Raw genomic sequence first — 23,524 nt, forward strand, 5'->3', positions numbered from 1 at the left:
GACGTTGATAGGTCGGGTGTGTAAGTGTAGCGATACATTGAGCTAACCGATACTAATGAACCGTGAGGCTTAACCTTACAACGCCGAAGATGTTTTGGCGAAGAGACAGACACAAGATTCAGTTTGATTACAGATTACATCGACATGCAAAAGCGTGTTGATAAACAGAATTTGCCTGGCGGCTGTAGCGCGGTGGTCCCACCTGACCCCATGCCGAACTCAGAAGTGAAACGCCGTAGCGCCGATGGTAGTGTGGGGTCTCCCCATGCGAGAGTAGGGAACTGCCAGGCATTAATTAAAGTGAAGAAGCCCATCCTGCCGGATGGGCTTTTTTGCGTCTGTGCGGGATGAAAACCGCCGGATGCGGCGTACCGCCTTATCCGGCCTGCAGGGGCCGGGCTGAACGTATTTTGTAGGCCTGATAAGCGCAGCGCATCAGGCACATCACAACACCGCACCATCGGGTGCAAAGCTATATCCTGAGCCTCCATAACACAAGCCATCCTGCGGTATATGCAGTAAACCCCCAATCTGAATTTTCTGTATTACCTCCCGAAAATATCAGGATCGCCTGCGACAGTTACGTGTACCTTTATCTATAAGTAAGGGTCTATCCGGAGAATAAAGTGTTCGGAAAAATGGTATTAAACTACATGCCAGGGCTAAAAAATTTATTAGCGTACGATAAAAGCTGGCTAAAACATGATGTTAAAGCCGGGTTATCCGTTGCTGCCGTAGCACTACCGGTTGCGATTGCTTACGCTGAGTTGGCGGGAGTCGGGGCTATCGTCGGGTTATATTCCTGCGTTTTGCCAATGCTAGCTTATGCGCTGTTTGGTTCTTCCCGCCAATTGATTGTTGGTCCTGATGCCACGACCTGCGCGGTGATTGCGGCCGTTGTGGTTCCTCTTTCTGCCGGAAACCCAGAACTTCACTGGCAGTTGACAATTGTCATGACTGTGATGATGGGGGGATGGTGCCTGCTTGCCAGTAAATTTCGCCTGGGTGCGCTTGCTGACTTGCTTTCGCATCCCATTCTAACGGGTCTGCTTAACGGGGTTGCCGTGACGATTATTGTCGGGCAACTCGGTAAGGTGTTGGGGATTACGCTTGATGAAGAGCAAGTGATTGAGAAGATCATTGCCCTGCCTGGCCGACTCTCAGAAATTCATTTATTAACCTTAGGGATCTCCATCCTAACGTTAGCGATTTTAATAGCTATCAAGACGTTTCGTAGCCAATGGCCAGCACCGTTGATTGCTATTGTGATAACAACGGCGCTGGTATGGATTACATCTGCGCAGCAGTATGGGATTGCCACTATTGGGGGATCGGGCTTTCAGTCTGGTTTGCCCGTCGTTCACTGGGGATCGTTTCAGCCTGGTCTGGCGCGTGATTTATTGATCCCTGCGCTGAACCTGGCGTTAGTCAGTTTTGTTAGCCTGATGCTCACCGCTCGCAGTTTTGCCGCAAAAAACGGATACGAAATAAATGCTGATGCTGAGTTCAGGGCTTTGGGTGTCGCGAATCTAATGTCTGGTTTATCTCAGGGGTTTGCGATTAGCGGAGCCGATTCCCGGACTGCGGTAAATGATTCCTCTGGAGGGAAAAGCCAGCTTGTTTCCGTTGTTGCTGCCTTAATCATCGGAATCGTCGTGGTATTTTTCACGCAGCCATTACAATTTATTCCGGTATCTGCATTAGGCATTGTTCTAATTTATGCATCGTGGTCATTAATTGATTTACGCGGGCTCTGGAACCTGAGGCGAAGAAATAAACCCGCATTTCGCCTGGCGTTCTTCACCTTTGGCTGTGTTCTGATTATTGGTGTTATTCAGGGGATTGGCCTTGCGGTATTGTTGGGTCTGTTGCAGTTCCTGCGCACAGTTTTCCGTCCTACTGAACACTTATTGGGAATTGACGAAAATGGGATGATTCACTCATTAGGTAATTCAACTGATGTGAAAATGATCCCTGGCGTGTTGATGTACCGATTTAACTCACCGCTGACCTATTTTAATGTGGCCTATTTTAAGCGCCGCGTTTTGAATTTAGTCGATGGTGCAGTACTACAACCTAAATGGGTGGTCATTGACGCCGTTTCTTGCTTTACCTATTCAGATATCAGCGTTCTGGCAACCATTAATGAGTTAAAACGGGACCTGAAGGGGCGGCAGATTAAGTTAATTCTTGCGGGCCGGAAAACGGAGTTAACACGCTGGTTTAAGGAGAGTCGACCGACAATGAAAGATGACGACATGATTCTGGCACCAGACCTTTATTTGGCGCTCCGGTTCATTCAAAGCAAAGAAAGCATGAGTGAGGGTGAATCTGGCGTTGTTGAATAAAGCAGATTTAGGTAAATGATCAGGCTGGATGGAAGGTGCCTGTGGCGATGAACATGCCCTGGCACCCATTTTGCTAAAGGGCGATCAGCATCCGCGCGGGGACGGTGAGATCCCCGGCAGAGCATTGATACCGACATACTACCTGAAATATAGACAGCGTGACTGTTGTTAACCTTACGCTATGAATGCGACAGATCGCTTAAATGCTTTCCTTCCCATTGCTGGCTTCGAGCTCGCGGATCAAGCGCTTGTTGATCTTGCCGACGCTGGTTTTGGGAATTTCCGGGACTATCCTTATCTGTCGTGGGATCGCCCATTTATTGATGTGGCCGCGGTCGACGAATCCTTGCAGATGTGCCGCTATGGCCTGCGGCTCCAGGTCTTCCCCTTCCTTGCAAACCACCAGAGCCAGGGGGCGTTCGCCCCACTGTTCATCAGGTATCCCGACGACGGCTACCGACCTGACAGCCGCGTGTGAGCTGATGAGGCTCTCCAGCTCCAGCGTGCTTATCCACTCACCGCCCGTCTTGATTACGTCTTTGATGCGATCCTTTATTTCCACTATCCCATGGGGATCGATAGAGGCAATGTCGCCGGTATGCAGCCAACTGCCATTCCATAGCTCAGCTCCTTTCTCGGGTTCCTTCAGGTAGCCCTGAGTCAGCCAAGGGGCTCGCACCACTATTTCACCCAGGGCTTCGCCGTCGTGCACTACCTCCCGACCTTCGCCATCGACGATACGCAGATCCACCAACGGAACAGGCAGGCCGGTCCGAATCCGCAGGGGTAACTGCTCATCCATGGGAAGGGCCAGCTCGGCATCGCTTAAGTGGGTCATACAGAGCAGGGGACAGGTTTCAGACATACCATAGCCAGCGTGAATGCGTATGCCCTTATGGTGGGCCTGTGTCGCCAGTCCAAGGGACAGTGAACTGCCACCCAGCAACATCTTCCATCCCGACAGATCGGTCCGTGTGGCTTCGTCGCACTCGAGGATCATTTGCAAGATGGTTGGCACACAGTGCGAGAAGGTTACACCCTCATCGTGATAGAACCGCACCAGCTTGTTGGGTTCGTAACGACCGGGGTAGACCTGCTTCACACCCAGCATTGTTGCGACATAGGGAGCGCCCCAGGCGTGCACGTGAAACATAGGAGTGATCGGCATGTAGACATCGTTCGATCGTAGCAGCGACTGTCCCTCGTGGGCTGCCAGGAGGCCCAGCTCATTGAGCGTGTGCAGGACCAGCTGACGATGGCTGAAGTAGACCCCCTTGGGATTGCCCGTGGTTCCAGTGGTGTAGAACAAGGTCGCTACCGAGTTTTCATCGAAGTCGGGGAAGTCAAAGCGATCTCTCGCTGCGGCCAGAAGGGTCTCATATTCCCCCAGCACCGGCAGGCTGGTTGCCTTCGATTCTTCGTCGCTAAGCTGGATGTATCCCCGGACAGTGGTCAGTGTCTCTGCCAGTGACTCGACAACCGGCAAGAAGTCGTCGTGCACCAGTACCAGGTTGTCCTCGGCATGATTCATGGTGTAAGCGATTTGGTCCGCCGAGAAGCGGACGTTCACCGTGTGTAGCACGGCACCAATCATAGGCACCGCGAAGAAGCACTCGAGGGCGCGATGGCTGTCCCAATCTAGCAGGGCTACGGTGTCTCCAGGCATGACACCGGCCGCTGTCAGCATGTTTGCCAGGCGATGGATGCGCTGTTTGAGGGTGCGATAGTCGTAACGCAGCTTGTCGGCGTAGACGATTTCTCGCTCGGGATGAGAACGCCCACCCGACAGCAGCAAGCTCTTGATCAGCAGCGGATAGGCATGGGCTCCCTGCGCTGACTGTATGACTCTTGTTTTCACCATCCAGATTCCTCGTTGACTCATTATTTGCTCGGTATGATGGCAATTGTAGATGAAGGTTGGTATTTACTCCCTGGCGTTTGCTTCAGATGTCGAGGCGGCGCACCAGCTCCAGTCCCTGGGGATGAATGTGCGTACCCTACAACGCCATCTGGAAGAGGGGGGCGACCTTCAGCGAGCTTATCAATGAAATGCGGCGCGACCTGGCGCTCCCGCAACAGTATTGTGCCCAAGGTTGTTCAGATAAATTACTCAAATTTAGCCTACGGTTAAGCACGCCAGACAAAGAGGTGTGCCTGATACCGCCATATTTTTTGCAGTACCATCGTGGTTCCAGTGAAAGGTTTAAGTGTCGTGATGAGGTGGGGTGGGAGTCGCTGTGGGCAGAACGATAAGAAATCTTGCGGAGCCCTGAAAGCAAAAAACCCGCCATAGGCGGGTTCTTCTAAATAGTGGTGCCCGGACTCGGAATCGAACCAAGGACACGGGGATTTTCAATCCCCTGCTCTACCGACTGAGCTATCCGGGCAACGGGGCGCATTAAACCGTATTCACGTCTGTCAGTCAATCAAATTTCTGGAAACATTGTTCAACCGCTTAATATTGCGGCAATCTGCATGGTTATGCCTGAAGTTTGCACAAATCTATCCGGCAGAGACGACGAAAACAGATAATGCTCGCTTAGGTCAGCGCACCGCCCATTCGGCACTGGGCAAAGCGCAGGATATCTTCAGCCAGGCGGTGTGCCGTTTCGACATCAGCATGGCTACGATTAACCAGCATGCGGCTCAGGCAGCCTTCCAGCACCAGTTCCATCTGTTTGGCGACCATTGCCGGGTCGTCAACTTCCAGCGTCGTCAGCAGCTCATGGGTGAAGTCATGTGCCGCCTTTTTTTGCTGATCGGCTAACTGATGGATCGGATGCCCGGGATCGGGGTAAAACGTACAGGCGGCGATGAACAAACAGCCGGGATAGCGATTATTGCTCACGCATTCGGACAGCGCAGTGTAGCGCGCCAGTAATTTCTGCTCAGCGCTCAGCGTGTCATCCAGTAAAAGCTGACGCCGCCAGATATCCACCCGCTGGCTGAGGTAACGCAGCGCATCGTACAGAATGGCCTCTTTATCGGGCCAAAAGCGCTGCAGTTCATCCAGAGGATAATCGATGCGTTCGGCCACCATTTCCAGCGTGGTATTGGCTATCCCTTGCACCTCAAGTAATTTCAGGGCTTCTCCCAGGACATCTTCACGTTGCACGGTATTCTCCTCCGTATTTCCTGTTGCAAGTGTCGCTCACGGTTGGCGATCGCGCAAATGTGCGCTGAAGGTCGCGGCATCCATAAAGCCCGTAACCCGAGCTTCCGGGTGCTCTTTCCCCTCGGCATCAAAGAACAAGATAGTCGGCAAACCTAAAACCTGTAGATGTTTCAGGAGTGCGACATCCTGTGCATTGTTTGCTGTCACATCCGCCTGCAATAGCACTGTGTTGCCTAGCGCTTGCTGAACCTGCGGATTACTGAACGTGTATTTTTCAAATTCCTTACAGGCTACACACCAGTCGGCATACAGATCCAGCATGACTGGCCTGCCTTTAGCTTGCGCCAGTGCTTGATTTAACGCATCTATCGATGCCACCGGCGTGAAGTTAAGATGTGCCTGGGTTTGAGCATATGGCGCGCCGAACGCCCAGTCTTGCAATGGACGCACGCTTACCAGTGCTGCGGCTAACAGGACAATCTGCACGATACGCATCCAGGCGTGCTTTGCCTGTAGGCTGGTGATCAACGCCCAGCCAAAGAACGCGACGCCTAGCAGTGACCATAAGCGAACGCTCCACTCGTCGCCAACGATACGTTCGAGCAAGAAGACGGGAAGCGCCAGAATGACAAAGCCAAAAGCGGTTTTGACATGTTCCATCCATGGGCCACTTTTAGGCAGCAAGCGGTTGCCAAATACGGTAATCAGCATCAGGGGTAATCCCATCCCCAACGCATACAGATACAGTGTGCCACCTCCCAGCCACATGTTCCCGCTCTGAGCGATATACAGCAAAATCGCGCTTAGCGGGGCCGTTGTGCAAGGAGAACAGATGAGGCCAGCAATCGCCCCCATCGCAAAGACGCTGCCGGGAGATCCGCCTTGCTGGCGGTTACTCATTAGCGTGAGACGCGTTTGCAGTGATGAAGGCAATTGCAGCGTGAACAAGCCAAACATCGACAGAGCCAGCAGCGTAAAGATGACGGCAAGACCAATCAGGACGTAGGGATGCTGAAGCGCAGCCTGGAACTGCAAACCGGCGGCTGCAACAACCAAACCCAGCGCGGTATAGGTGAGCGCCATCCCTTGAACGTAGATAAACGTCAGCAGCAGTGCCCGTCCGGTTGATAAGCGCTGCTTGCCACCCAGTACGATACCGGAAATCAACGGATACATCGGCAGTACGCAAGGCGTAAACGCGATACCAATTCCGATCAGCAATGCCCACAGCGCGGAGAAGGGGAGTTGGGCCGTGGGCTGCGGTTTCTCTTGCGGATCTGCAGTGGCTGGGGCTGGTGCAGGGGCCGCCGCGGAACCAGAAGACACTTCACTTAATGGCACCGTTTTTGTTTCTGGTGGATAGCAAAATCCAGCGTCGGCGCAGCCCTGATATGTGACCGTTAATGTTGCGCCAGACTTAGCCTGATTGACCGTGATCGGGACAGTCAGCTGTTTACGGTAAATCTCACTTTTGCCGTAAAACTCATCTTCATGCCAGACGCCTGGTGGCAGTTTTACCTCAGCAATATCGGCCTGAGATGGCGTAATGCTTATCTGTTTGCGATACAGATAGTAGCCATCTTTAACCTGCCATGTGAGGTTCAGATCGTGTTGGTTTTGCTGAAAATCAAAAACAAACGCCCGATCGGCAGGAACAAACTGCGAGCGGCCAGGCGCGTCAAATAATCCGGCAAAGGTAGATGTGCTGCACAGCAGCAGGATCAGCGTAAGGATGCGTTGAGCCATGAGCGGTAATCAAAGTCTCCGTGAGTGACGGGTAAAACCAGAAGTTCAGGCGTTTGATACGGATGATGTGACTTCAGGCAATCGAGAAGGGCTTGCTGGTGTGTGACGGTGGTTTTTAAAATCATCTGGACTTCATATTCCTGTTCCAGTTTGCCTTCCCAATAGTAGAGGGAGGTCGCACCGGGTAGCAGGGTCACGCAAGCAGCCAGCTTTTCCGCCAGCACTTTGGCGGCGAGATCCTGGGCGGTTGCTTCATCCGGGGCGGTACAGAGCACCACAACGGTATCGGGGATGGAAATATCCTGACTCTTTACATCAAGCATAAACACCTCGAAAGAACAGAGTAACCAGCAAAAGAGTGGTCACTATACAACGGACGAGGGAAGGATGTTAGTTAAAGCGGGGTGGGGAGGAGGAACTGCAGGGCGCCCAGGCACCCTGCAGGAAAAACTTACAGCATGAAGCTGCCCAGCAAGAAGCCGAAGCAGACAGCCAGAACCACACCCAGAGTACCCGGGATGAAGAACGGATGGTTAAAGACGAATTTACCGATGCGAGTTGTACCGGTGTCATCCATCTGAACTGCCGCAACCAGAGTTGGGTAGGTTGGCAGAATGAACAGGCCAGAAACCGCGGCGAAAGACGCAACAGCAGTCAGTGGGGAAACGTTCAGAGCCAGAGCCATCGGCATCAGTGCTTTAGCGGTTGCAGCCTGAGAGTACAGCAGTGCAGAAGCAAAGAAGAAGATGACAGCCAGCAGCCACGGATGACCCTGAATTACGCTACCTGCAGTATCTTTGATCCAGTCAATGTTGTGAGATACGAAGGTATCACCCAGCCATGCAACACCCAGGATACAAATACAGGCGCTCATACCGGCTTTGAAAGTGCTGGAGTTCAGGATGGAGTCAGTTTCAACGCGGCAGATGATCGTGGTCAGCGTCGCGATGCTCAGCATGATGATCAGGATTGCGTTGGTGGTGTTCATCAGCGGCTTAGCGACCAGACCGAGGCTTGGGCTGTTGACGATCGCATATACGACGACACAAACCACGCCCAGCAGGAACAACCAAACAGAAGTTTTTGCGCCCGCTTTGATTTCAACTTGTCTTTCACCACGCAGTTCAACCAGGCCTTCTTCCAGACGCTTACGATAAATCGGATCGTCAGACAGTTTGGAGTTGAACAGCGCAGTTACCAGGAAGGACATGACCAGAACAGCCAGCAGGGTGGAAGGAATGACCACGGACAGCAGGTGAATGTAGCTGATGCCATGACCTTCCATTACGGAAGACATGTAAACCACGGCTGCGGAGATTGGAGAAGCCGTAATCGCAATCTGTGCAGAAACCACTGCAGTAGAGAGCGGACGGCAAGGTTTGATCCCTTGTTCTTTCGCAACTTCAGCGATAACTGGCAGTGTTGCCAGAGAGATGTTGCCGGTACCTGCGAAGATAGTCAGGAAATAGGTCACGATAGGTGCAAGGATCGTGATGTATTTCGGGTTTTTACGCAGCAGTTTTTCAGTTTGATGAACCAGATAGTCCAGACCACCTGCAATCTGCATAGCTGAAATGGCAGCGATAACCGCCATGATGATGGAAATAACATCGAACGGGATATTACCGGGTTTTACGCCGATAGCGGCGAGAACCAGAACACCCAGCCCACCTGCAAATCCAATACCGATACCCCCAAGTCTGGCACCTAAAAAGATTGCCAGCAAAACGATGATAAGTTCTAAAACTATCATATTAGCCTTCCTTGTTGTTTAACAAGTTGATATTAAATTGTTGTTTTTAAGTAACTTCGAGTAAGAAAAAAGGCACGTCATCATGACGTGCCTTCTCCGGTACTACCCTACACGATTACTGTTCGCTTTCATCAGTATAACGTTTTGCTTTATAAGCAGGGTGCATCAGGTTCTGTGCAGAGAAGATATCGTCCAGTTCAGACTCGGTCAACAGACCGCGCTCCAGGACAACTTCACGTACGCTCTTACCGGTTTCGGCACAAATTTTACCGACGATGTCGCCGTTGTGGTGACCAATGAACGGGTTGAGGTAAGTAACGATGCCGATGGAGTTGAATACAAACGCTTCACAGACTTCTTTGTTAGCAGTGATACCACTAACGCATTTTTCCAGCAGGTTGTAGCAAGCATTGCTCAGAATGTGAATGGATTCAAACATTGCCTGACCAATGACCGGCTCCATTACGTTCAGCTGCAGCTGACCAGCTTCAGATGCCATGGTTACAGTGATGTCGTTACCGATGACTTTGAAGCACACCTGGTTTACGACTTCCGGAACAACCGGGTTCACTTTAGCTGGCATGATAGAAGAACCAGCTTGCAGTTCCGGCAGGTTGATCTCGTTCAGACCCGCACGCGGACCAGAGGAGAGCAAACGCAGGTCGTTACAGATTTTGGACATCTTCACAGCCAGACGTTTCAGTGCGCCGTGCACCATAACGTATGCGCCACAGTCAGAAGTTGCTTCAATCAGGTCTTCTGCAGGAACACAGGCGAAGCCGGTGACTTCAGCCAGTTTCTGTACTGCCAGCGGAGAGTACTCTTTCGGCGTGTTCAGACCAGTACCGATTGCTGTCGCGCCGAGGTTAACTTCCAGCAGCAGCTCAGCGGTACGGCTAATGTTTTTCACTTCTTCTTTCAATAGTACGCTAAAAGCATGGAATTCCTGACCGAGGGTCATCGGTACAGCATCCTGCAGCTGGGTACGACCCATTTTCAGGATGTCCTGGAATTCAACAGCTTTTTTCTCGAAGCCTTCGCGCAGCTGGTTCAGTGCATCAACCAGTTTGATGATGGATGCGTATACAGCGATACGGAAGCCAGTTGGGTATGCGTCGTTGGTAGACTGACATTTGTTAACGTGGTCGTTCGGGTTCAGGTACTGATATTCACCTTTCTGGTGACCCATCAGTTCCAGACCGATATTGGCCAGAACTTCGTTGGTGTTCATGTTGACGGAGGTACCCGCACCACCCTGGTAAACGTCTACCGGGAACTGATCCATGCATTTTCCGTTATTCAGGACTTCATCACACGCCGCGATGATGGCATTTGCCACACTCTTAGGAATGGTTTGCAGCTCTTTGTTGGCCATAGCCGCTGCCTTTTTAACCATTACCATACCGCGAACAAATTCAGGAATATCGCTGATTTTGTTGTTGCTAATGTAGAAGTTTTCAATCGCTCTCAGAGTGTGGACACCGTAGTAGGCGTCCGCTGGAACTTCCCTGGTACCCAACAAGTCTTCTTCGATACGAATGTTGTTTAACATGTGAACCTTCTTTTTCAAGCTGCCAATGATTTGACTAAACACACAGGATATATGTGATTTCGATTGTTTCTCGACCGACGATTATCCCCTGCATCGGTCTGATACCCGAGATCATATGCTGGTTCAGGATTTCTACCGTAATCTGGATCACTTAAAGCGTGGAATTTACCCCTTATTTATTATTCTGTGAAATGGATCACCCCTTTGTGATTAACCCCAAATATTAGTGTACAAGCCACTTGAAATTTTGCTAACCACCACAATATCAAATCGATGCGATTAACATAATTTTTCGAACAGAAGTTGAACAAAACGGCTGTTATTAACAGGAGATCCCTTTGCGCTGGATACCATTACTTGCCATTTTTCTCTATGTTTACATAGAGATATCTATCTTTATTCAGGTTGCCCATGTGATGGGCGTCCTGATGACGCTGATTTTGGTTATTTTTACATCGGTTATCGGTATGTCTCTGGTTCGTAATCAGGGATTTAAGAACTTTTTACTGATGCAACAGAAAATGGCGGCAGGTGAAAGTCCGGCTGCAGAAATGATCAAAAGCGTATCGCTGATTATTGCCGGTCTGCTGTTGGTGCTGCCCGGATTTTTCACCGATTTCCTCGGTCTTCTTCTTTTATTACCCCCGGTGCAAAAACATCTGACGATGAAACTGCTGCCACATTTGCGTTTTTCGCGTATGCCTGGCGGTGGTTTTAGCGCCGGAACGGGTGGCGGTGAGACTTTTGATGGTGAATTTCAGCGCAAGGATGACAAGCGCGACAGCATCGAACATAAAGACGATCGTCGGGATTAAGCATCAGTATGTAGGCCGGATAAGCGTTAGCGTCATCCGGCAAAAGTGTTTATAGGCCGGATGGTGGCGTCAACGTTGCCTTATCCGGCCTGCGGGGTAAAAACAGCCACAGTCCTGCCAGCATAATCAACGCGTACAGACTCTTCCAGCCGACCATCGCCAGTAGCAGTAGGCACAGCAGACCGCCAATGACCGCCAGTGCGCGATAATGCCCTTTCAGTAATCGACACCCCGCCAACATGCACAGCAAATAAATCATAATAAAGATGCCGTTGGCGTAGACGATTAACGCATCGAGATTGATTTGCAGCATATAGATGCACAGAGTACTGATTACGCAGCAGCCCAATACGGCGTTTAGCGCATTGCGCGGAAGGTGTCGGGGGGACAGACGAGCCAGATAACTCTCCGGCTTATACTGCGCTTGCGACCAGACCAGCCGGGCGAAGCTTTGTATATAAATGTTGAGGCTGGCAAAACAGGCCAGATAACCAATGATGCAGGCGACCCACAGAGCCTGTACACCAAACAGCTGCACGACGATCTCTGGCAGCGACGCTGCGGCCGCCATTTGCTCGCCGTAGGCACCAAAATGGAGAACGACAACGGTGCATGCCCAATAAACAGACCCTGCCAGCAGCAGGCCGATCATCAGTGCGCGTGGGAAGTCTCGCTCCGGATTTTTGAATTCAGACGCCAGGTGAGCAAACGCTTCAAGGCCGACAAAGCACCAGAACATGACCGACAACGCGGCGAACAGGCCGGGAAGCTCAATATCGGTAATCGCAGGGAAGGGGATTTCGCCAGGTGTCAGATCGCCCGCCCACCAGATAGCAACAATCAGGGCAACAATCAGTCCTGCAATGACCGTTTGTAGATTCGCGCTGGAGCTTGCGCCGCGAGAGCCGATGTACCAAACCAATGCCAGCGTACCGAGCTCAGCCAGCAAAAGCTGCTCGTCATGCCAGCCAAACATCGCCTGACCGAATCCGGCGGCGATATGCAATGCCGCAGGCAAACCGACAGGAATGACCGACAAAAATAGCCATCCGGTGACGCGCTCCAGGCGCGAACCAAAGGCCATGCCGACAAAATGCGCCACACCGCCTGCGCTGGGAAAATGACGACCCAGTACGGCGAAGACAATCGCCACAGGAAAGACCAAAACAATCAGCACCGGCCATGCCCACAGGCTGTTGTTGCCCGCAACCAGTGCGGCCAGCGCGGGGACGGCAAAAACGCCTGTACCTAACAATGATGTCGACAACAGGCCAACGCCCTGAGCCAGTCCCAGCTCTTGTTTCAGTCCGCTCATAAATTGTTATCCGGTTATGTCCATTGATCGGGCTACATCGCAGATTTTTGATGGTATCACAATCAGATTTGCTTATGACGACGTGACTGAAATCGTTATGAAATGTGAGGTGCGTCGGCGTTTTGACGGGATTTTCTGCTGATAAAAAATTTTTTTCGCTTGCCCCCTTGAAGGCACAAAACCCCATCCCCATCTCTCTGGTCACTAGCCGGGAAACCGTTTACGGGCCGGCGTCACCCATAACTGATAAAGACTTTCTCAAAGGAGAGCTATCAATGAGTATTCGTCCGTTACATGATCGTGTGATCGTCAAACGTAAAGAAGTTGAATCCAAATCTGCTGGCGGCATCGTACTGACCGGTTCTGCAGCAGGTAAATCAACTCGTGGCGAAATCATCGCTGTCGGTAAGGGTCGCATCCTGGACAACGGTACCGTACAGCCGCTGGACGTGAAAGTCGGCGATATCGTTATTTTCAACGATGGCTACGGTGTTAAATCTGAGAAGATCGACAATGAAGAAGTGTTGATCATGTCTGAAAGCGACATCCTGGCGATTGTTGAAGCCTAATCCGCGAACGACACTGAACATACGAATTTAAGGGAAAGAGAAAATGGCAGCTAAAGACGTAAAATTCGGTAACGACGCTCGTGTGAAAATGCTGCGCGGCGTAAACGTACTGGCAGATGCAGTGAAAGTTACCCTCGGTCCAAAAGGCCGTAACGTAGTTCTGGATAAATCTTTCGGTGCACCGACCATCACTAAAGATGGTGTTTCCGTAGCACGTGAAATCGAACTGGAAGACAAGTTCGAAAACATGGGTGCGCAGATGGTGAAAGAAGTTGCCTCTAAAGCGAACGACGCTGCAGGTGACGGTACCACCACCGCAACCGTACTGGCTCAGTCCATCATCACTGAAGGTCTGAAAGCCGTTGCTGCGGGCATGAACCCGATGGATCTGAAACGTGGTATCGACAAAGCTGTCGCTGCTGCTGTTGAAGAACTGAAAGCACTGTCCGTACCGTGCTCCGACTCTAAAGCTATTGCTCAGGTTGGTACCATCTCCGCTAACTCCGACGAAACCGTAGGTAAACTGATCGCTGAAGCGATGGACAAAGTCGGTAAAGAAGGCGTGATCACCGTTGAAGACGGTACCGGTCTGCAGGACGAACTGGACGTGGTTGAAGGTATGCAGTTCGACCGTGGCTACCTGTCTCCTTACTTCATCAACAAGCCGGAAACTGGCGCAGTAGAACTGGAAAGCCCGTTCATTCTGCTGGCTGACAAGAAAATCTCCAACATCCGCGAAATGCTGCCGGTTCTGGAAGCTGTAGCGAAAGCAGGCAAACCGCTGCTGATCATCGCTGAAGATGTTGAAGGCGAAGCGCTGGCAACTCTGGTTGTTAACACCATGCGCGGTATCGTGAAAGTCGCTGCGGTTAAAGCACCTGGCTTCGGCGATCGTCGTAAAGCAATGCTGCAGGATATCGCTACCCTGACCGGTGGTACCGTTATCTCTGAAGAGATCGGTATGGAGCTGGAAAAAGCAACTCTGGAAGATCTGGGTCAGGCGAAACGCGTTGTTATCAACAAAGATACCACCACCATCATTGATGGCGTGGGCGACGAAGCTGCAATCCAGGGTCGCGTGACTCAGATTCGTCAGCAGATCGAAGAAGCAACTTCCGACTATGACCGTGAAAAACTGCAGGAGCGCGTAGCGAAACTGGCAGGCGGCGTTGCGGTTATCAAAGTTGGTGCTGCGACTGAAGTTGAAATGAAAGAGAAGAAAGCCCGCGTTGAAGATGCCCTGCACGCTACCCGTGCTGCGGTAGAAGAAGGCGTGGTTGCTGGTGGTGGTGTTGCGCTGATTCGCGTAGCGTCTAAAATTGCCGGCCTGAAAGGTCAGAACGAAGACCAGAACGTAGGTATCAAAGTTGCGCTGCGCGCAATGGAATCCCCACTGCGTCAAATCGTACTGAACTGCGGCGAAGAGCCGTCTGTAGTGGCTAACACCGTGAAAGCGGGTGACGGTAACTACGGTTACAACGCTGCAACTGAAGAATACGGCAACATGATCGACATGGGTATCCTGGATCCAACCAAAGTAACTCGTTCTGCTCTGCAGTACGCGGCTTCTGTTGCGGGTCTGATGATCACCACCGAGTGCATGGTTACCGACCTGCCGAAAAGCGATGCGCCTGACTTAGGTGCTGCCGGTATGGGTGGTATGGGTGGAATGGGCGGCATGATGTAATTGCCTACACCCTGCATCCTTCAGGCTGCAGATGCGTTGGCTGCGTTTGCTAACCCCAGTCACTTACTTGAGTAAGCTCCTGGGGATTAACAAACTGGCCGCCTTCCTGCAACCAGAATGATTTGGGTGCTCATCTCCCAGAATTGAGAAACCCTCGGGCAGAAATGTCTGGGGGTTTTTCTTTTGGTCATCTTTTTAGTATATGATTCAGCTACGGACATAAGGTCCAACTAATTGAATATGGGGAATGACATGCACGTGAAATATTTAGCAGGGATCGTTGGTGCCGCGCTACTGATGGCGGGTTGTAGCTCCAGCAATGAACTGAGTTCTGCCGGGCAAAGCGTCCGTTTTGTTGAAGACAAGCCTGGCGCAGAGTGTCAACTGATCGGCACCGCAACTGGTAAGCAAAGCAACTGGCTCTCTGGCCAGCACGGCGAAGAGGGCGGCTCAATGCGTGGCGCAGCAAACGATCTGCGTAACCAGGCTGCGGCAATGGGCGGTAACGTGATTTATGGCGTCAGCAGCCCATCGCAGGGAATGCTGTCCAGCTTTGTTCCTACCGCCAGCGAGATGATTGGACAGGTTTATAAGTGCCCTAATTGAGAACTGCTGCTGATGCCGGATGGCGACGCTAAAGCGTCTTATCCGGCCTACGGTACGAATGATCGTAGGCCTGATAAGCGCAGCGCCATCAGGCATTCTGAGTCTTATGCGCAGACTGAACGCGTAAATGATGCAATGCGCGCAGGCACTGATCCTGATTGAGCTTTTGCGTCTTATCACCCGTCAACGTTCTGACAAACACCTGGCACGGTACACCGGCAAGTTTTTTCAGCCGCGGGCTGAAGTCGAGAAGACGGCGAGTAATGGCTTCGGCTTCTTTGCTACCGGAAAGGGCGCGAGTTTTCACTACCGAACCACAGAACTGGGCTTTTCCTTTATCATCTGTATAGCGGTAAATAATAGCCAGATAATGATTAAACAGGTTATGTTTCCATTCGGGGTGTGTATAAGAGTCGTATTCCAGATTGTCGTTTTGCTGACAATCAACATCGTACAGCGGCAGGAAATCCAGCAGCGATGTTATTTGTAGCGCGAGTTCTCTCATGCCAGCATTATTTATTGCGTGAATAATTACATGCGCCAACACCTGAATCTGTAATTCATTAACCAGTAATTCGCATGTTTGTCCGTCATGTAACGTCAGAGAAAATGTTAAATTCTCGCCTTTGTCATCCACTAACATCAGCGAATTTATGCGACGGTTAATATCCGCATTTTTTAGTTCATCTTCCTGAATTGACGGAATATTCTCGTGCATTTTTTTGCTGGCTTTATCACATGCCTTTTCATATTGCATACGCTCGTCTTTGTTTAGCTGAGAAATAGCGTACAGCCGGCTCTCCAGCGCGATAAGCAGGTCTCTAAGTCCAAGTGGAGAGAGAAAAAAGAGAGATTCTTTGTTTCTTGGTTCTTTTATTTTTAATGCCATGGCAACAAATTCATTCTTTTGGCGAATAATGCCAGTATTAACGCCCTTAATACTTATAGCCATAAAAGGTTCTCCCTAACCATATATTTATTAATATTCTGCATTTGAAACTATTGATAAAATTTACGAATGAATAATTGAACTGCGCTAATTAAAATAGCACAGATTAAAAGCGAGGCTCCACTTGTGGGTATTTAAATAATAAGTAATCGTGGTGAGTGTCCGGAATCGGACACTCAGTAATAGCTATTGTTGACGTAACTGCAGATCCAGCGGTGTTTTACTTGGCTCTCCACCAATTTCACGTGCCAGTTTGGGGACCATATAGCCGGAAACTAGCGTCAGAAGCTCACGCATAATGCGACGCGCTTCATCGTCGCTGACCATAAAGTGTGCGGCACCCTGCACTTTATCCAGCACGTGCAGGTAATAGGGCATCACACCGGCATCAAACAGTGCGTTGCTAAGGTTAGCCAGGGTTTGTGCGTTATCGTTCACGCCACGCAGCAATACGCTTTGGTTGAGTAACGTAACGCCCACGGCACGCAGACTGCTCATCGCCTGGCGAAACGTCTGATCAATTTCATTGGCATGGTTAATGTGATTGACCAGCAGAATCTGCAAGGAGGAGTGCGCAAAACGCTCGACCAGTCCTTCTGTAATGCGCGCCGGGATCACTATTGGTAAACGGCTGTGAATACGCAGACGCTTAATGTGCGGGATAGCTTCCAGTTGCGTGAGCAACCAGTCCAGTTCGTGGTCCTTGGCCATTAACGGATCGCCACCAGAGAAGATGATTTCATCCAGCTCAGGGTGCGCGTTAATGTAGTCGAGGGCGACCTGCCAGTTGCGCTTATTGCCCTGATTTTCGGCGTATGGGAAGTGCCGGCGGAAGCAATAGCGACAATTTACCGCGCAACCGCCTTTAACCAGCAGCAGTGCCCGATTGTGATATTTATGCAGCAGACCGGGAACCACGCTGTGCTGTTCTTCCAGTGGGTCGGTTGAGTAGCCTGGCGCGGCCACAAACTCTTCCTGGGCAGTCAGTACCTGACGTAAAAGCGGATCGTCCGGGTTGCCTTTCTCCATGCGGGCAATAAACGCACGCGGCACGCGCAGGGCGAAAAGCCGTCTCGCGTCGCGTCCGGCCAACAGTTTTTCATCTGCATCTATGTTCAAAAGATGCAGAAGTTCATCGGGATCGGTCACAACATCGGCAAGTTGCGATAACCAATCTTCTCTGGATGGGGTATTTAGGGTTACAATATGCGCCATTTTGTGGCTTAGCTACCAGTTAACAATTTTCAGAGGGCCTTATGGCAACGTACTATAGCAACGATTTTCGTGCTGGTCTTAAAATCATGTTGGACGGCGAACCTTATGCGGTTGAAGCCAGCGAATTCGTTAAACCAGGTAAAGGCCAGGCGTTTGCGCGCGTTAAGCTGCGTCGCCTGCTGACCGGTACTCGCGTAGAGAAAACCTTCAAGTCTACTGACTCCGCTGAAGGCGCAGACGTAGCCGACATGAACCTGACCTTCCTGTATAGCGACGGTGAGTTCTGGCACTTTATGAATAACACCACTTTCGAACAGCTGGCTGCAGACGAGAAAGCGGTAGGCGATAACGCTAAATGGCTGCTGGACCAGGCTGAATGCATCGTGACCCTGTGGAACGGTCAGCCGATCTCCGTAACTCCGCCGAACTTCGTTGAGCTGGAAGTTGTTGAAACCGACCCAGGTCTGAAAGGCGATACCGCTGGTACTGGCGGCAAACCGGCTACCCTGTCTACCGGCGCAGTCGTTAAAGTTCCGCTGTTCGTACAGATCGGCGAAGTGATCAAAGTGGATACCCGCTCCGGCGAATACGTTTCTCGCGTAAAATAAGTCTTCCATTTGATCTTATGGCGCAGGTTGCTGCGCCATACTTTTTCCAGGGCAGGAATGATGAAACGTCTTCTCGGTCTTGTAATGCTACTCCTTTTCACCAGCACCCTTCTGACAGGATGCAATACCGCGCGCGGCTTCGGTGAAGACATCAAACATCTTGGCAACTCAATATCACACGCCGCCAGCTAATCCTTTCATATAGTCTTAAAAACGGTTGTTTATCCATCACACTCCCGGATCTTGTCTATTATTAAGTAGCTATACACAAACAATATTGGCTAGAAAAGGAAGATGTTATGGTTAAGAAGACAATTGCTGCGATCTTTTCTGTGTTGGTACTTTCTTCCGTTTTAACCGCGTGTAATACCACACGAGGCGTAGGACAGGATATCTCTGAAGGCGGTAGCGCAATCTCTGGTGCAGCGACAAAAGCTCAGCAATAGCAATAATGAAGAACGGTACGACGTCGTGTCGTACCGTTAATCACCCTTCCCTGGGAGTGAAAGGAACGGCGAGAAGCGGTTCCCCAGGTGCAGTTTCATACGGATATTCCGCTTATAGGTGTAGACCGTTTTGCCATGAATGCTGAGCGCGGCGGCAATGGCATTGTTACTCACACCATCCATCCACATTGATAATACTTTCTCCTCTTGCGGCGTAAGCAAAGGCGTGGCGTTTTTGGCTATTTCTAATGCGGGGCGAACCTGAAGCGCTTCCTGAATTGTGTGGGAGAGTGTGTTCAGCGTGGTGTGCTTGGTCAAGACCGAATGGGCTACGGATTGAGAGGGCACGATGGGGGCATGCTGTCTGTCTGCTGATTGCAGTAAAATCAGTGGGATGACGCCACAACTCATAAAAAAAGGTTTAATTGGCGGACTGGAGTGCGTCTCGCTAATAAAACTGTATAAATCCGCGATCACCAGATGCGGTTTCCATTGCAAAATATGCTCTTTTGCTAACAGGAGATTATTGATTCCTGATACCAGAAATGAGGAGCTGAACCTGCCAGAATGATTAAGCAAGGCCTCTATCCCTGTGCGGGTAAAGTGGCACCGGTCAATCACTAAAATTTTAAGCATAAACGTTTCGCATTCAGAAGAGGGGCAATCGACTTTCTGGTTTCAGAAAGCCCTTCATCATAGAGAACTCCGATGAGTGCCAAATGCGGGAACTACGCCGCTAATTATGCTTAATTCTTGCTTTTAGCAGGCAGTGAATAAAAAGGTTGAAATTCATTTTCTTCCGGGCAAAAATGCCATTTCACACATCAGCTTTGCAGGACGACCTGCAAACGCTTCATTCACCGGGGACGGCCCCATAGTTCTGGAGCCTGATATGTCCTGGATCGTTTTATTAATTGCAGGTTTGCTCGAAGTCGTATGGGCGATTGGCCTGAAATACACCCACGGTTTTACGCGTCTTACGCCAAGCATTATCACTATTGCGGCGATGATCGTCAGCATCGCCATGCTCTCCTGGGCAATGCGCACGTTGCCTGTTGGAACAGCTTATGCGGTCTGGACCGGTATTGGCGCTGTTGGGGCGGCCATTACAGGGATTTTACTGCTGGGTGAGTCTGCCAGCCCGGCACGTTTGCTGAGCCTTGGGCTGATCGTTGCTGGCATTATTGGTCTGAAGCTGAGCACTCACTAAGCGCCAGGCTGTTTCACCCAAATCAGTTTATTCACTTCAAACCCTTCCCGGGTCGCGATGGCTAACATTTGCTGTTTCATTTCATCTGAAATAGTCGGGGTCCGTGAAAGGATCCACAGGTAGTCACGATCCGGGCCACAAACCAGCGCGTGACGATATTCCCGGTCGAGTGCAATTACGTTATACCCGCCATAGAAGGGGCCGAAAAAAGAAACCTTAAGCGCGGCTCTGCCTGGGTCGCCGGTGAAATAGGCTTTCCCTTCCGTTTTCTGCCACATCTCCCTGTCAGGGTTATAGCCCTTGTTAATAACGTTGATGCCGCCGTCGTCGCGCAAGCTGTATGTTGCGGTCACTTTATCCAACCCGCGCTCGAAACGATGGTCGAAGCGCGCAATTTCATACCAGGTTCCCAGATAGCGTTTGGCATCAAAGTTATTTACCACGGTAATGCCTTTCGGCGGTGTCGGGGAGCTACACGCGACAACCAGGAATGCAGCCGTAACTGCAGCAACGACGGGCAAAATGCGCATGGGATTTTCCTTGCTGTATTTTTGTTAAGTGTAGATGACAACAGGAAAAAAAGAGAAAGAAAGGAGGCCCAATATCCTGGGCCTCATCGTCAGTTATTGCAGCTTTTCAAGAATGCGCCAGGCCGCCTCGACACGGACAGGGTTAGGATAGCTTTTGTTTGCCAGCATCACGATGCCAAGGTTTTTTTCTGGAACGAAGGCAACGTAGCTGCCAAATCCACCAGTGGATCCCGTTTTATGCACCCATGAGGCTTTCACTGCCGGGGCGGGCGGGTTTACCTCAACGGTGGGAAGCGCTGCCAATGCCACTTTGCTGTCACTGCCGTTGATGATCGAATCAGCTTTCAGCGGCCAGTTCAGCATCTCCCAGCCTAATCCCTGGTACATATCGCCAATACGCCAGTAGCGAGACTGCGCAAGCGCAATGCCCTGCTGGAGCGTTTTCTCCTGAACGCGGCTGGCGTCCATGTTGACCTGAATCCAACGGGCCATATCGGTAACGTTGGATTTCACGCCATAGGCTTCGGCGTCAAGTTGTCCAGGAGTAACGTGTACGGGCTTCCCTTCGCGATAGCCCCAGGCATAATCTTTTTGTTCGTTCTGCGGAACTGTAATCCAGGTATGCGCCAGTTTTAATGGTTGCAGGACGCGTCTGGTCATTGCCTCTTCGTAACTCATTCCTGAGGGTTTCACCGCCAGCGCGCCAAACAGACCAATGCTGGAGTTAGCGTAAAGACGCTTAGCGCCCGGGGCCCATTGCGGCTGCCAGTTTTGATAAAAACGCAGTAATGCGGCTTTATCAGTAACGTCATCGGGGATCTGCAGCGGTAGGCCGCCTGCCGTATAGGTGGCTAAGTGCAGCAGGCTGATACCCTGCCACTGTTTGCCTGTCAGTTCTGGCCAGTATTTCGTGACCGGATCGCTGAGCTTAATTTCGCCGCGGGCGATAGCATCGCCGCCCAACACGCCGTTAAACGTCTTACTGACCGACCCTAGCTCAAACAGCGTTTGCTGCGTGACTGGGTGGTTATTGGCGATATCGGCTTTACCCCAGGTGAAATAATAGGGTTTTCCCTGGTAGATAATGGCAACGGCCATACCCGGAATAGCCTGCTCCTGCATCAACGGGGTGATGGTGCGATTAACGATATCGGCAATCTGTTGTTCTGTTTTGGCGGAGGCAAACGTGGAGAAAGAGGCTGTCAGCAGCAGAGCGCAGCATAACGATTTTTTCATCATGAAATCAGTTCCGTAATTAAAAGCAAAAGGGTGTCCGGGCCCGTCAGACGCAATCAGTGTGTTTGATTTGCACCGTGTTGACAAACGGTTAAATTTAGCAGCAGATATAAGTTTTTCTAACAGGCCGGATGATGACGCGTAGCTATATCCCTCTTAACTCGCTGCGGGCTTTTGAAGCCGCGGCCAGACATCTCAGTTTTACCCGCGCCGCGATTGAGCTCAACGTGACGCATTCTGCCATCAGTCAGCATGTAAAAGCGCTGGAGCAGCAGCTAAATTGTCAGCTTTTTGTGCGCGGTTCTCGTGGATTAATGTTGACGACTGAAGGGGAAAGTCTGTTACCTGTACTTAATGACTCTTTCGATCGTATGGCGGGGATGCTGGATCGTTTTGCCACCAAACAGACCCAGGAAAAACTTAAAATTGGCGTGGTGGGGACCTTTGCGGTTGGGTGTCTGTTTCCTCTACTGGGCGATTTTAAGCGCAGTTACCCGCATATTGATTTGCATATTTCTACCCATAATAACCGCGTGGATCCCGCTGCCGAAGGGCTGGATTATACCATTCGCTACGGAGGGGGAGCCTGGCACGATACCGACGCGCAATATTTATGTAGCGCGTTGATGTCTCCACTGTGTTCGCCAACATTGGCTTCGCAGATTCAAACGCCTGCGGACATCCTGAAATTTCCGTTATTACGATCGTATCGGCGGGATGAATGGACGCTTTGGATGCAGGCCGCCGGAGAGGCGCCCCCGTCACCGACGCACAACGTGGTGGTGTTTGATTCGTCCGTCACCATGCTGGAAGCCGCGCAGGCGGGGATCGGTGTGGCAATTGCGCCAGTCAGAATGTTCACGCATTTACTCAGTAGGGAACGAATCGTTCAACCATTTTTAACGCAGATTGATTTGGGAAGTTACTGGATAACGCGTTTGCAATCGCGTCCGGAGACACCGGCGATGCGTGAATTTTCCCGTTGGTTGACAGGAATGCTGCACAAATAAAAAGGCCCGCCAATGGCGGGCCTGATAATTAACGCATGTACTTAGATGGTCAGAATACCAATAGCCGTTACAACGGTCAGGATTGCTGCCAGTCCATAGAATACCCATTTGCCAGCAGGCACGTGGATTTTCAGGTCATGCATCGCGTGGTGCATACGGTGTAAACCACACCACAGCGGCAGAACGATCATCAGGAACAGAAACGCACGTCCGATGAAGCTCTGAGCGAATGCCAGTACGCGTTCATAGCTGAAAGCATCAGGAACAAAGCCCAGCGGCAGCATAATGCCTACCAGCAGGATCATTACTGGCGCAATGATTGCGCTCCACATACCGCCTGCACCAAACAGGCCCCAGAATACGGGTTCGTCAGAGCGTTTTGGATTTGGATTAATCATTCCGGACTCCTTACCAGAACAGGGCAACAAACAGTATGACTACTGTCGCAACCACAGTAACTGCCCAGAGACCTTTGATGATCGGCTCTGGCCCCATTTTTTCGTCTTTTACGATGATGTTGGCTGCTTTTGGCGCCAGCTCAAACCAGGTTTTGGTATGCAGCAGCGCTGCTGCCAGGGCGATAATGTTAAGGATTACCACCACCGGGTTTTGCAAAAAGGCGACAAAGCCCATCCAGGACTCTGCACCATGCTTGAGTGCAAACAGGCCGATAATCAGTTCAATGCTGAACCAGACTGCCGGAACTGCCGTGCCTTCACGCAGCATGTAAAAACGATAAAATGGCAGCTTTTTCCACCAGGTGGACGTCATTGGCCGCACATAGGCTTTACGTTTAGTCGTCATCGTGCACTCC

At 51.0% G+C, this 23,524-nt stretch carries 24 protein-coding genes, 1 tRNA gene and 2 rRNA genes (1 of these 27 running past the window's edge); 12 read left to right on the forward strand and 15 right to left on the reverse strand.

Annotated features, from left to right (window positions below):
* From OGX90_RS13800 to OGX90_RS13810, 3 genes are all read left to right on the forward strand, one after another.
* Window positions 1-77: ribosomal RNA gene (locus OGX90_RS13800) — 23S ribosomal RNA — on the forward strand; its annotated part reaches 1,340 nt to the left of the window's first position; the annotation flags it as partial.
* Window positions 78-174: 97 nt separating this feature from the next.
* Window positions 175-290: ribosomal RNA gene (gene rrf / locus OGX90_RS13805) — 5S ribosomal RNA — on the forward strand.
* 336 nt (window positions 291-626) lie between these two features.
* A complete protein-coding gene (locus OGX90_RS13810; protein WP_081003608.1) occupies window positions 627-2,348 on the forward strand; it encodes a SulP family inorganic anion transporter in 1,722 nt (573 codons plus the stop codon).
* Between the two features lie 199 nt (window positions 2,349-2,547).
* On the opposite strand, the gene OGX90_RS13815 is transcribed toward OGX90_RS13810, so the two are convergent.
* The 7 genes from OGX90_RS13815 to aspA all read right to left on the reverse strand — a co-directional run bounded on the left by OGX90_RS13815 (window position 2,548) and on the right by aspA (window position 10,514).
* Window positions 2,548-4,209, reverse strand: coding sequence for a fatty acid--CoA ligase (locus OGX90_RS13815; protein WP_286624093.1), 1,662 nt, complete (start codon window positions 4,207-4,209; stop codon window positions 2,548-2,550).
* Between the two features lie 450 nt (window positions 4,210-4,659).
* Window positions 4,660-4,735, reverse strand: a tRNA-Phe gene (locus OGX90_RS13820).
* Window positions 4,736-4,887: 152 nt separating this feature from the next.
* Complete coding sequence (locus OGX90_RS13825; RefSeq protein ID WP_008785982.1) at window positions 4,888-5,463, reverse strand: transcriptional regulator; 576 nt, start codon at window positions 5,461-5,463, stop codon at window positions 4,888-4,890.
* 36 nt (window positions 5,464-5,499) lie between these two features.
* On the reverse strand, window positions 5,500-7,209 hold the full coding sequence (locus OGX90_RS13830) for a protein-disulfide reductase DsbD (protein WP_286624094.1): 1,710 nt from the start codon (window positions 7,207-7,209) through the stop codon (window positions 5,500-5,502).
* Window positions 7,185-7,532 carry a divalent cation tolerance protein CutA gene (gene cutA / locus OGX90_RS13835; protein WP_003025447.1) on the reverse strand — a complete coding sequence of 116 codons (348 nt, stop codon included), beginning with the start codon at window positions 7,530-7,532 and terminating at the stop codon, window positions 7,185-7,187. The genes OGX90_RS13830 and cutA overlap by 25 nt, the downstream gene beginning before the upstream one ends.
* Before the next feature lie 128 nt (window positions 7,533-7,660).
* Window positions 7,661-8,962 (reverse strand): anaerobic C4-dicarboxylate transporter DcuA, encoded by a 1,302-nt coding sequence (gene dcuA, locus OGX90_RS13840; protein ID WP_003830670.1) that lies wholly within the window; start codon window positions 8,960-8,962, stop codon window positions 7,661-7,663.
* A gap of 115 nt (window positions 8,963-9,077) precedes the next feature.
* Complete coding sequence (gene aspA, locus OGX90_RS13845) at window positions 9,078-10,514, reverse strand: aspartate ammonia-lyase (RefSeq protein ID WP_003830668.1); 1,437 nt, start codon at window positions 10,512-10,514, stop codon at window positions 9,078-9,080.
* Window positions 10,515-10,852: 338 nt separating this feature from the next.
* On the opposite strand from aspA, the gene OGX90_RS13850 reads away from it, so the two are divergent.
* Complete coding sequence (locus OGX90_RS13850) at window positions 10,853-11,329, forward strand: FxsA family protein (protein WP_003025457.1); 477 nt, start codon at window positions 10,853-10,855, stop codon at window positions 11,327-11,329.
* A gap of 49 nt (window positions 11,330-11,378) precedes the next feature.
* Here OGX90_RS13850 and yjeH read toward each other — a convergent pair whose 3' ends face one another.
* On the reverse strand, window positions 11,379-12,644 hold the full coding sequence (gene yjeH, locus OGX90_RS13855; RefSeq protein WP_213752407.1) for an L-methionine/branched-chain amino acid transporter: 1,266 nt from the start codon (window positions 12,642-12,644) through the stop codon (window positions 11,379-11,381).
* A 275-nt stretch (window positions 12,645-12,919) separates the two neighbouring features.
* On the opposite strand from yjeH, the gene OGX90_RS13860 reads away from it, so the two are divergent.
* From OGX90_RS13860 to OGX90_RS13870, 3 genes are all read left to right on the forward strand, one after another.
* Entirely contained in the window at window positions 12,920-13,213 is a 294-nt protein-coding gene (locus OGX90_RS13860; RefSeq protein ID WP_000027827.1) for a co-chaperone GroES, read from the forward strand.
* A 43-nt stretch (window positions 13,214-13,256) separates the two neighbouring features.
* Window positions 13,257-14,900 carry a chaperonin GroEL gene (gene groL / locus OGX90_RS13865; protein ID WP_079934483.1) on the forward strand — a complete coding sequence of 548 codons (1,644 nt, stop codon included), beginning with the start codon at window positions 13,257-13,259 and terminating at the stop codon, window positions 14,898-14,900.
* A gap of 252 nt (window positions 14,901-15,152) precedes the next feature.
* Window positions 15,153-15,506 carry a DUF4156 domain-containing protein gene (locus tag OGX90_RS13870; RefSeq protein WP_003025468.1) on the forward strand — a complete coding sequence of 118 codons (354 nt, stop codon included), beginning with the start codon at window positions 15,153-15,155 and terminating at the stop codon, window positions 15,504-15,506.
* Window positions 15,507-15,594: 88 nt separating this feature from the next.
* Here the strand turns inward: OGX90_RS13870 and yjeJ are convergent, their stop codons facing one another.
* Entirely contained in the window at window positions 15,595-16,458 is an 864-nt protein-coding gene (yjeJ, locus tag OGX90_RS13875) for a YjeJ family protein (RefSeq protein ID WP_079934482.1), read from the reverse strand.
* Between the two features lie 183 nt (window positions 16,459-16,641).
* Window positions 16,642-17,670 (reverse strand): EF-P beta-lysylation protein EpmB, encoded by a 1,029-nt coding sequence (epmB, locus tag OGX90_RS13880; RefSeq protein WP_286624096.1) that lies wholly within the window; start codon window positions 17,668-17,670, stop codon window positions 16,642-16,644.
* 41 nt (window positions 17,671-17,711) lie between these two features.
* Here epmB and efp point away from each other — a divergent pair, with 41 nt between their 5' ends.
* From efp to ecnB, 3 genes are all read left to right on the forward strand, one after another.
* Window positions 17,712-18,278 (forward strand): elongation factor P, encoded by a 567-nt coding sequence (gene efp / locus OGX90_RS13885; protein ID WP_003025478.1) that lies wholly within the window; start codon window positions 17,712-17,714, stop codon window positions 18,276-18,278.
* A 57-nt stretch (window positions 18,279-18,335) separates the two neighbouring features.
* Window positions 18,336-18,470 (forward strand): lipoprotein antitoxin entericidin A, encoded by a 135-nt coding sequence (ecnA, locus tag OGX90_RS13890; RefSeq protein WP_003830568.1) that lies wholly within the window; start codon window positions 18,336-18,338, stop codon window positions 18,468-18,470.
* 107 nt (window positions 18,471-18,577) lie between these two features.
* Window positions 18,578-18,724 (forward strand): lipoprotein toxin entericidin B, encoded by a 147-nt coding sequence (ecnB, locus tag OGX90_RS13895; protein ID WP_003025482.1) that lies wholly within the window; start codon window positions 18,578-18,580, stop codon window positions 18,722-18,724.
* Window positions 18,725-18,760: 36 nt separating this feature from the next.
* On the opposite strand, the gene OGX90_RS13900 is transcribed toward ecnB, so the two are convergent.
* A complete protein-coding gene (locus tag OGX90_RS13900; RefSeq protein WP_003830562.1) occupies window positions 18,761-19,360 on the reverse strand; it encodes a LuxR C-terminal-related transcriptional regulator in 600 nt (199 codons plus the stop codon).
* A gap of 256 nt (window positions 19,361-19,616) precedes the next feature.
* Here OGX90_RS13900 and sugE point away from each other — a divergent pair, with 256 nt between their 5' ends.
* Window positions 19,617-19,934, forward strand: a complete 318-nt coding sequence (gene sugE, locus OGX90_RS13905) for a quaternary ammonium compound efflux SMR transporter SugE (protein ID WP_000118520.1) — start codon at window positions 19,617-19,619, stop codon at window positions 19,932-19,934.
* On the opposite strand, the gene OGX90_RS13910 is transcribed toward sugE, so the two are convergent.
* Window positions 19,931-20,464: a lipocalin family protein gene (locus OGX90_RS13910; RefSeq protein ID WP_167820354.1), complete on the reverse strand. Its 534-nt coding sequence runs from the start codon at window positions 20,462-20,464 to the stop codon at window positions 19,931-19,933. The genes sugE and OGX90_RS13910 overlap by 4 nt on opposite strands.
* A 93-nt stretch (window positions 20,465-20,557) precedes the next feature.
* Window positions 20,558-21,703: a CMY-2 family class C beta-lactamase gene (blaCMY, locus tag OGX90_RS13915; RefSeq protein ID WP_286624099.1), complete on the reverse strand. Its 1,146-nt coding sequence runs from the start codon at window positions 21,701-21,703 to the stop codon at window positions 20,558-20,560.
* Window positions 21,704-21,834: 131 nt separating this feature from the next.
* Between blaCMY and ampR the strand changes: the two genes are divergently transcribed.
* On the forward strand, window positions 21,835-22,710 hold the full coding sequence (gene ampR, locus OGX90_RS13920) for a LysR family transcriptional regulator AmpR (protein WP_020996269.1): 876 nt from the start codon (window positions 21,835-21,837) through the stop codon (window positions 22,708-22,710).
* A gap of 41 nt (window positions 22,711-22,751) precedes the next feature.
* Here the strand turns inward: ampR and frdD are convergent, their stop codons facing one another.
* Together frdD and frdC are read right to left on the reverse strand one after the other, a co-directional pair.
* The gene (frdD, locus tag OGX90_RS13925) at window positions 22,752-23,108 is read right to left on the reverse strand and encodes a fumarate reductase subunit FrdD (protein ID WP_003025535.1); all 357 of its coding nucleotides are present in this window, start codon (window positions 23,106-23,108) and stop codon (window positions 22,752-22,754) included.
* A gap of 10 nt (window positions 23,109-23,118) precedes the next feature.
* Window positions 23,119-23,514: a fumarate reductase subunit FrdC gene (gene frdC, locus OGX90_RS13930; RefSeq protein ID WP_003025537.1), complete on the reverse strand. Its 396-nt coding sequence runs from the start codon at window positions 23,512-23,514 to the stop codon at window positions 23,119-23,121.
* Window positions 23,515-23,524: the final 10 nt, after the last annotated feature.

Source organism: Citrobacter sp. Cpo012, from assembly GCF_030333015.1.
Taxonomy (GTDB): Bacteria; Pseudomonadota; Gammaproteobacteria; order Enterobacterales; family Enterobacteriaceae; genus Citrobacter; species Citrobacter portucalensis.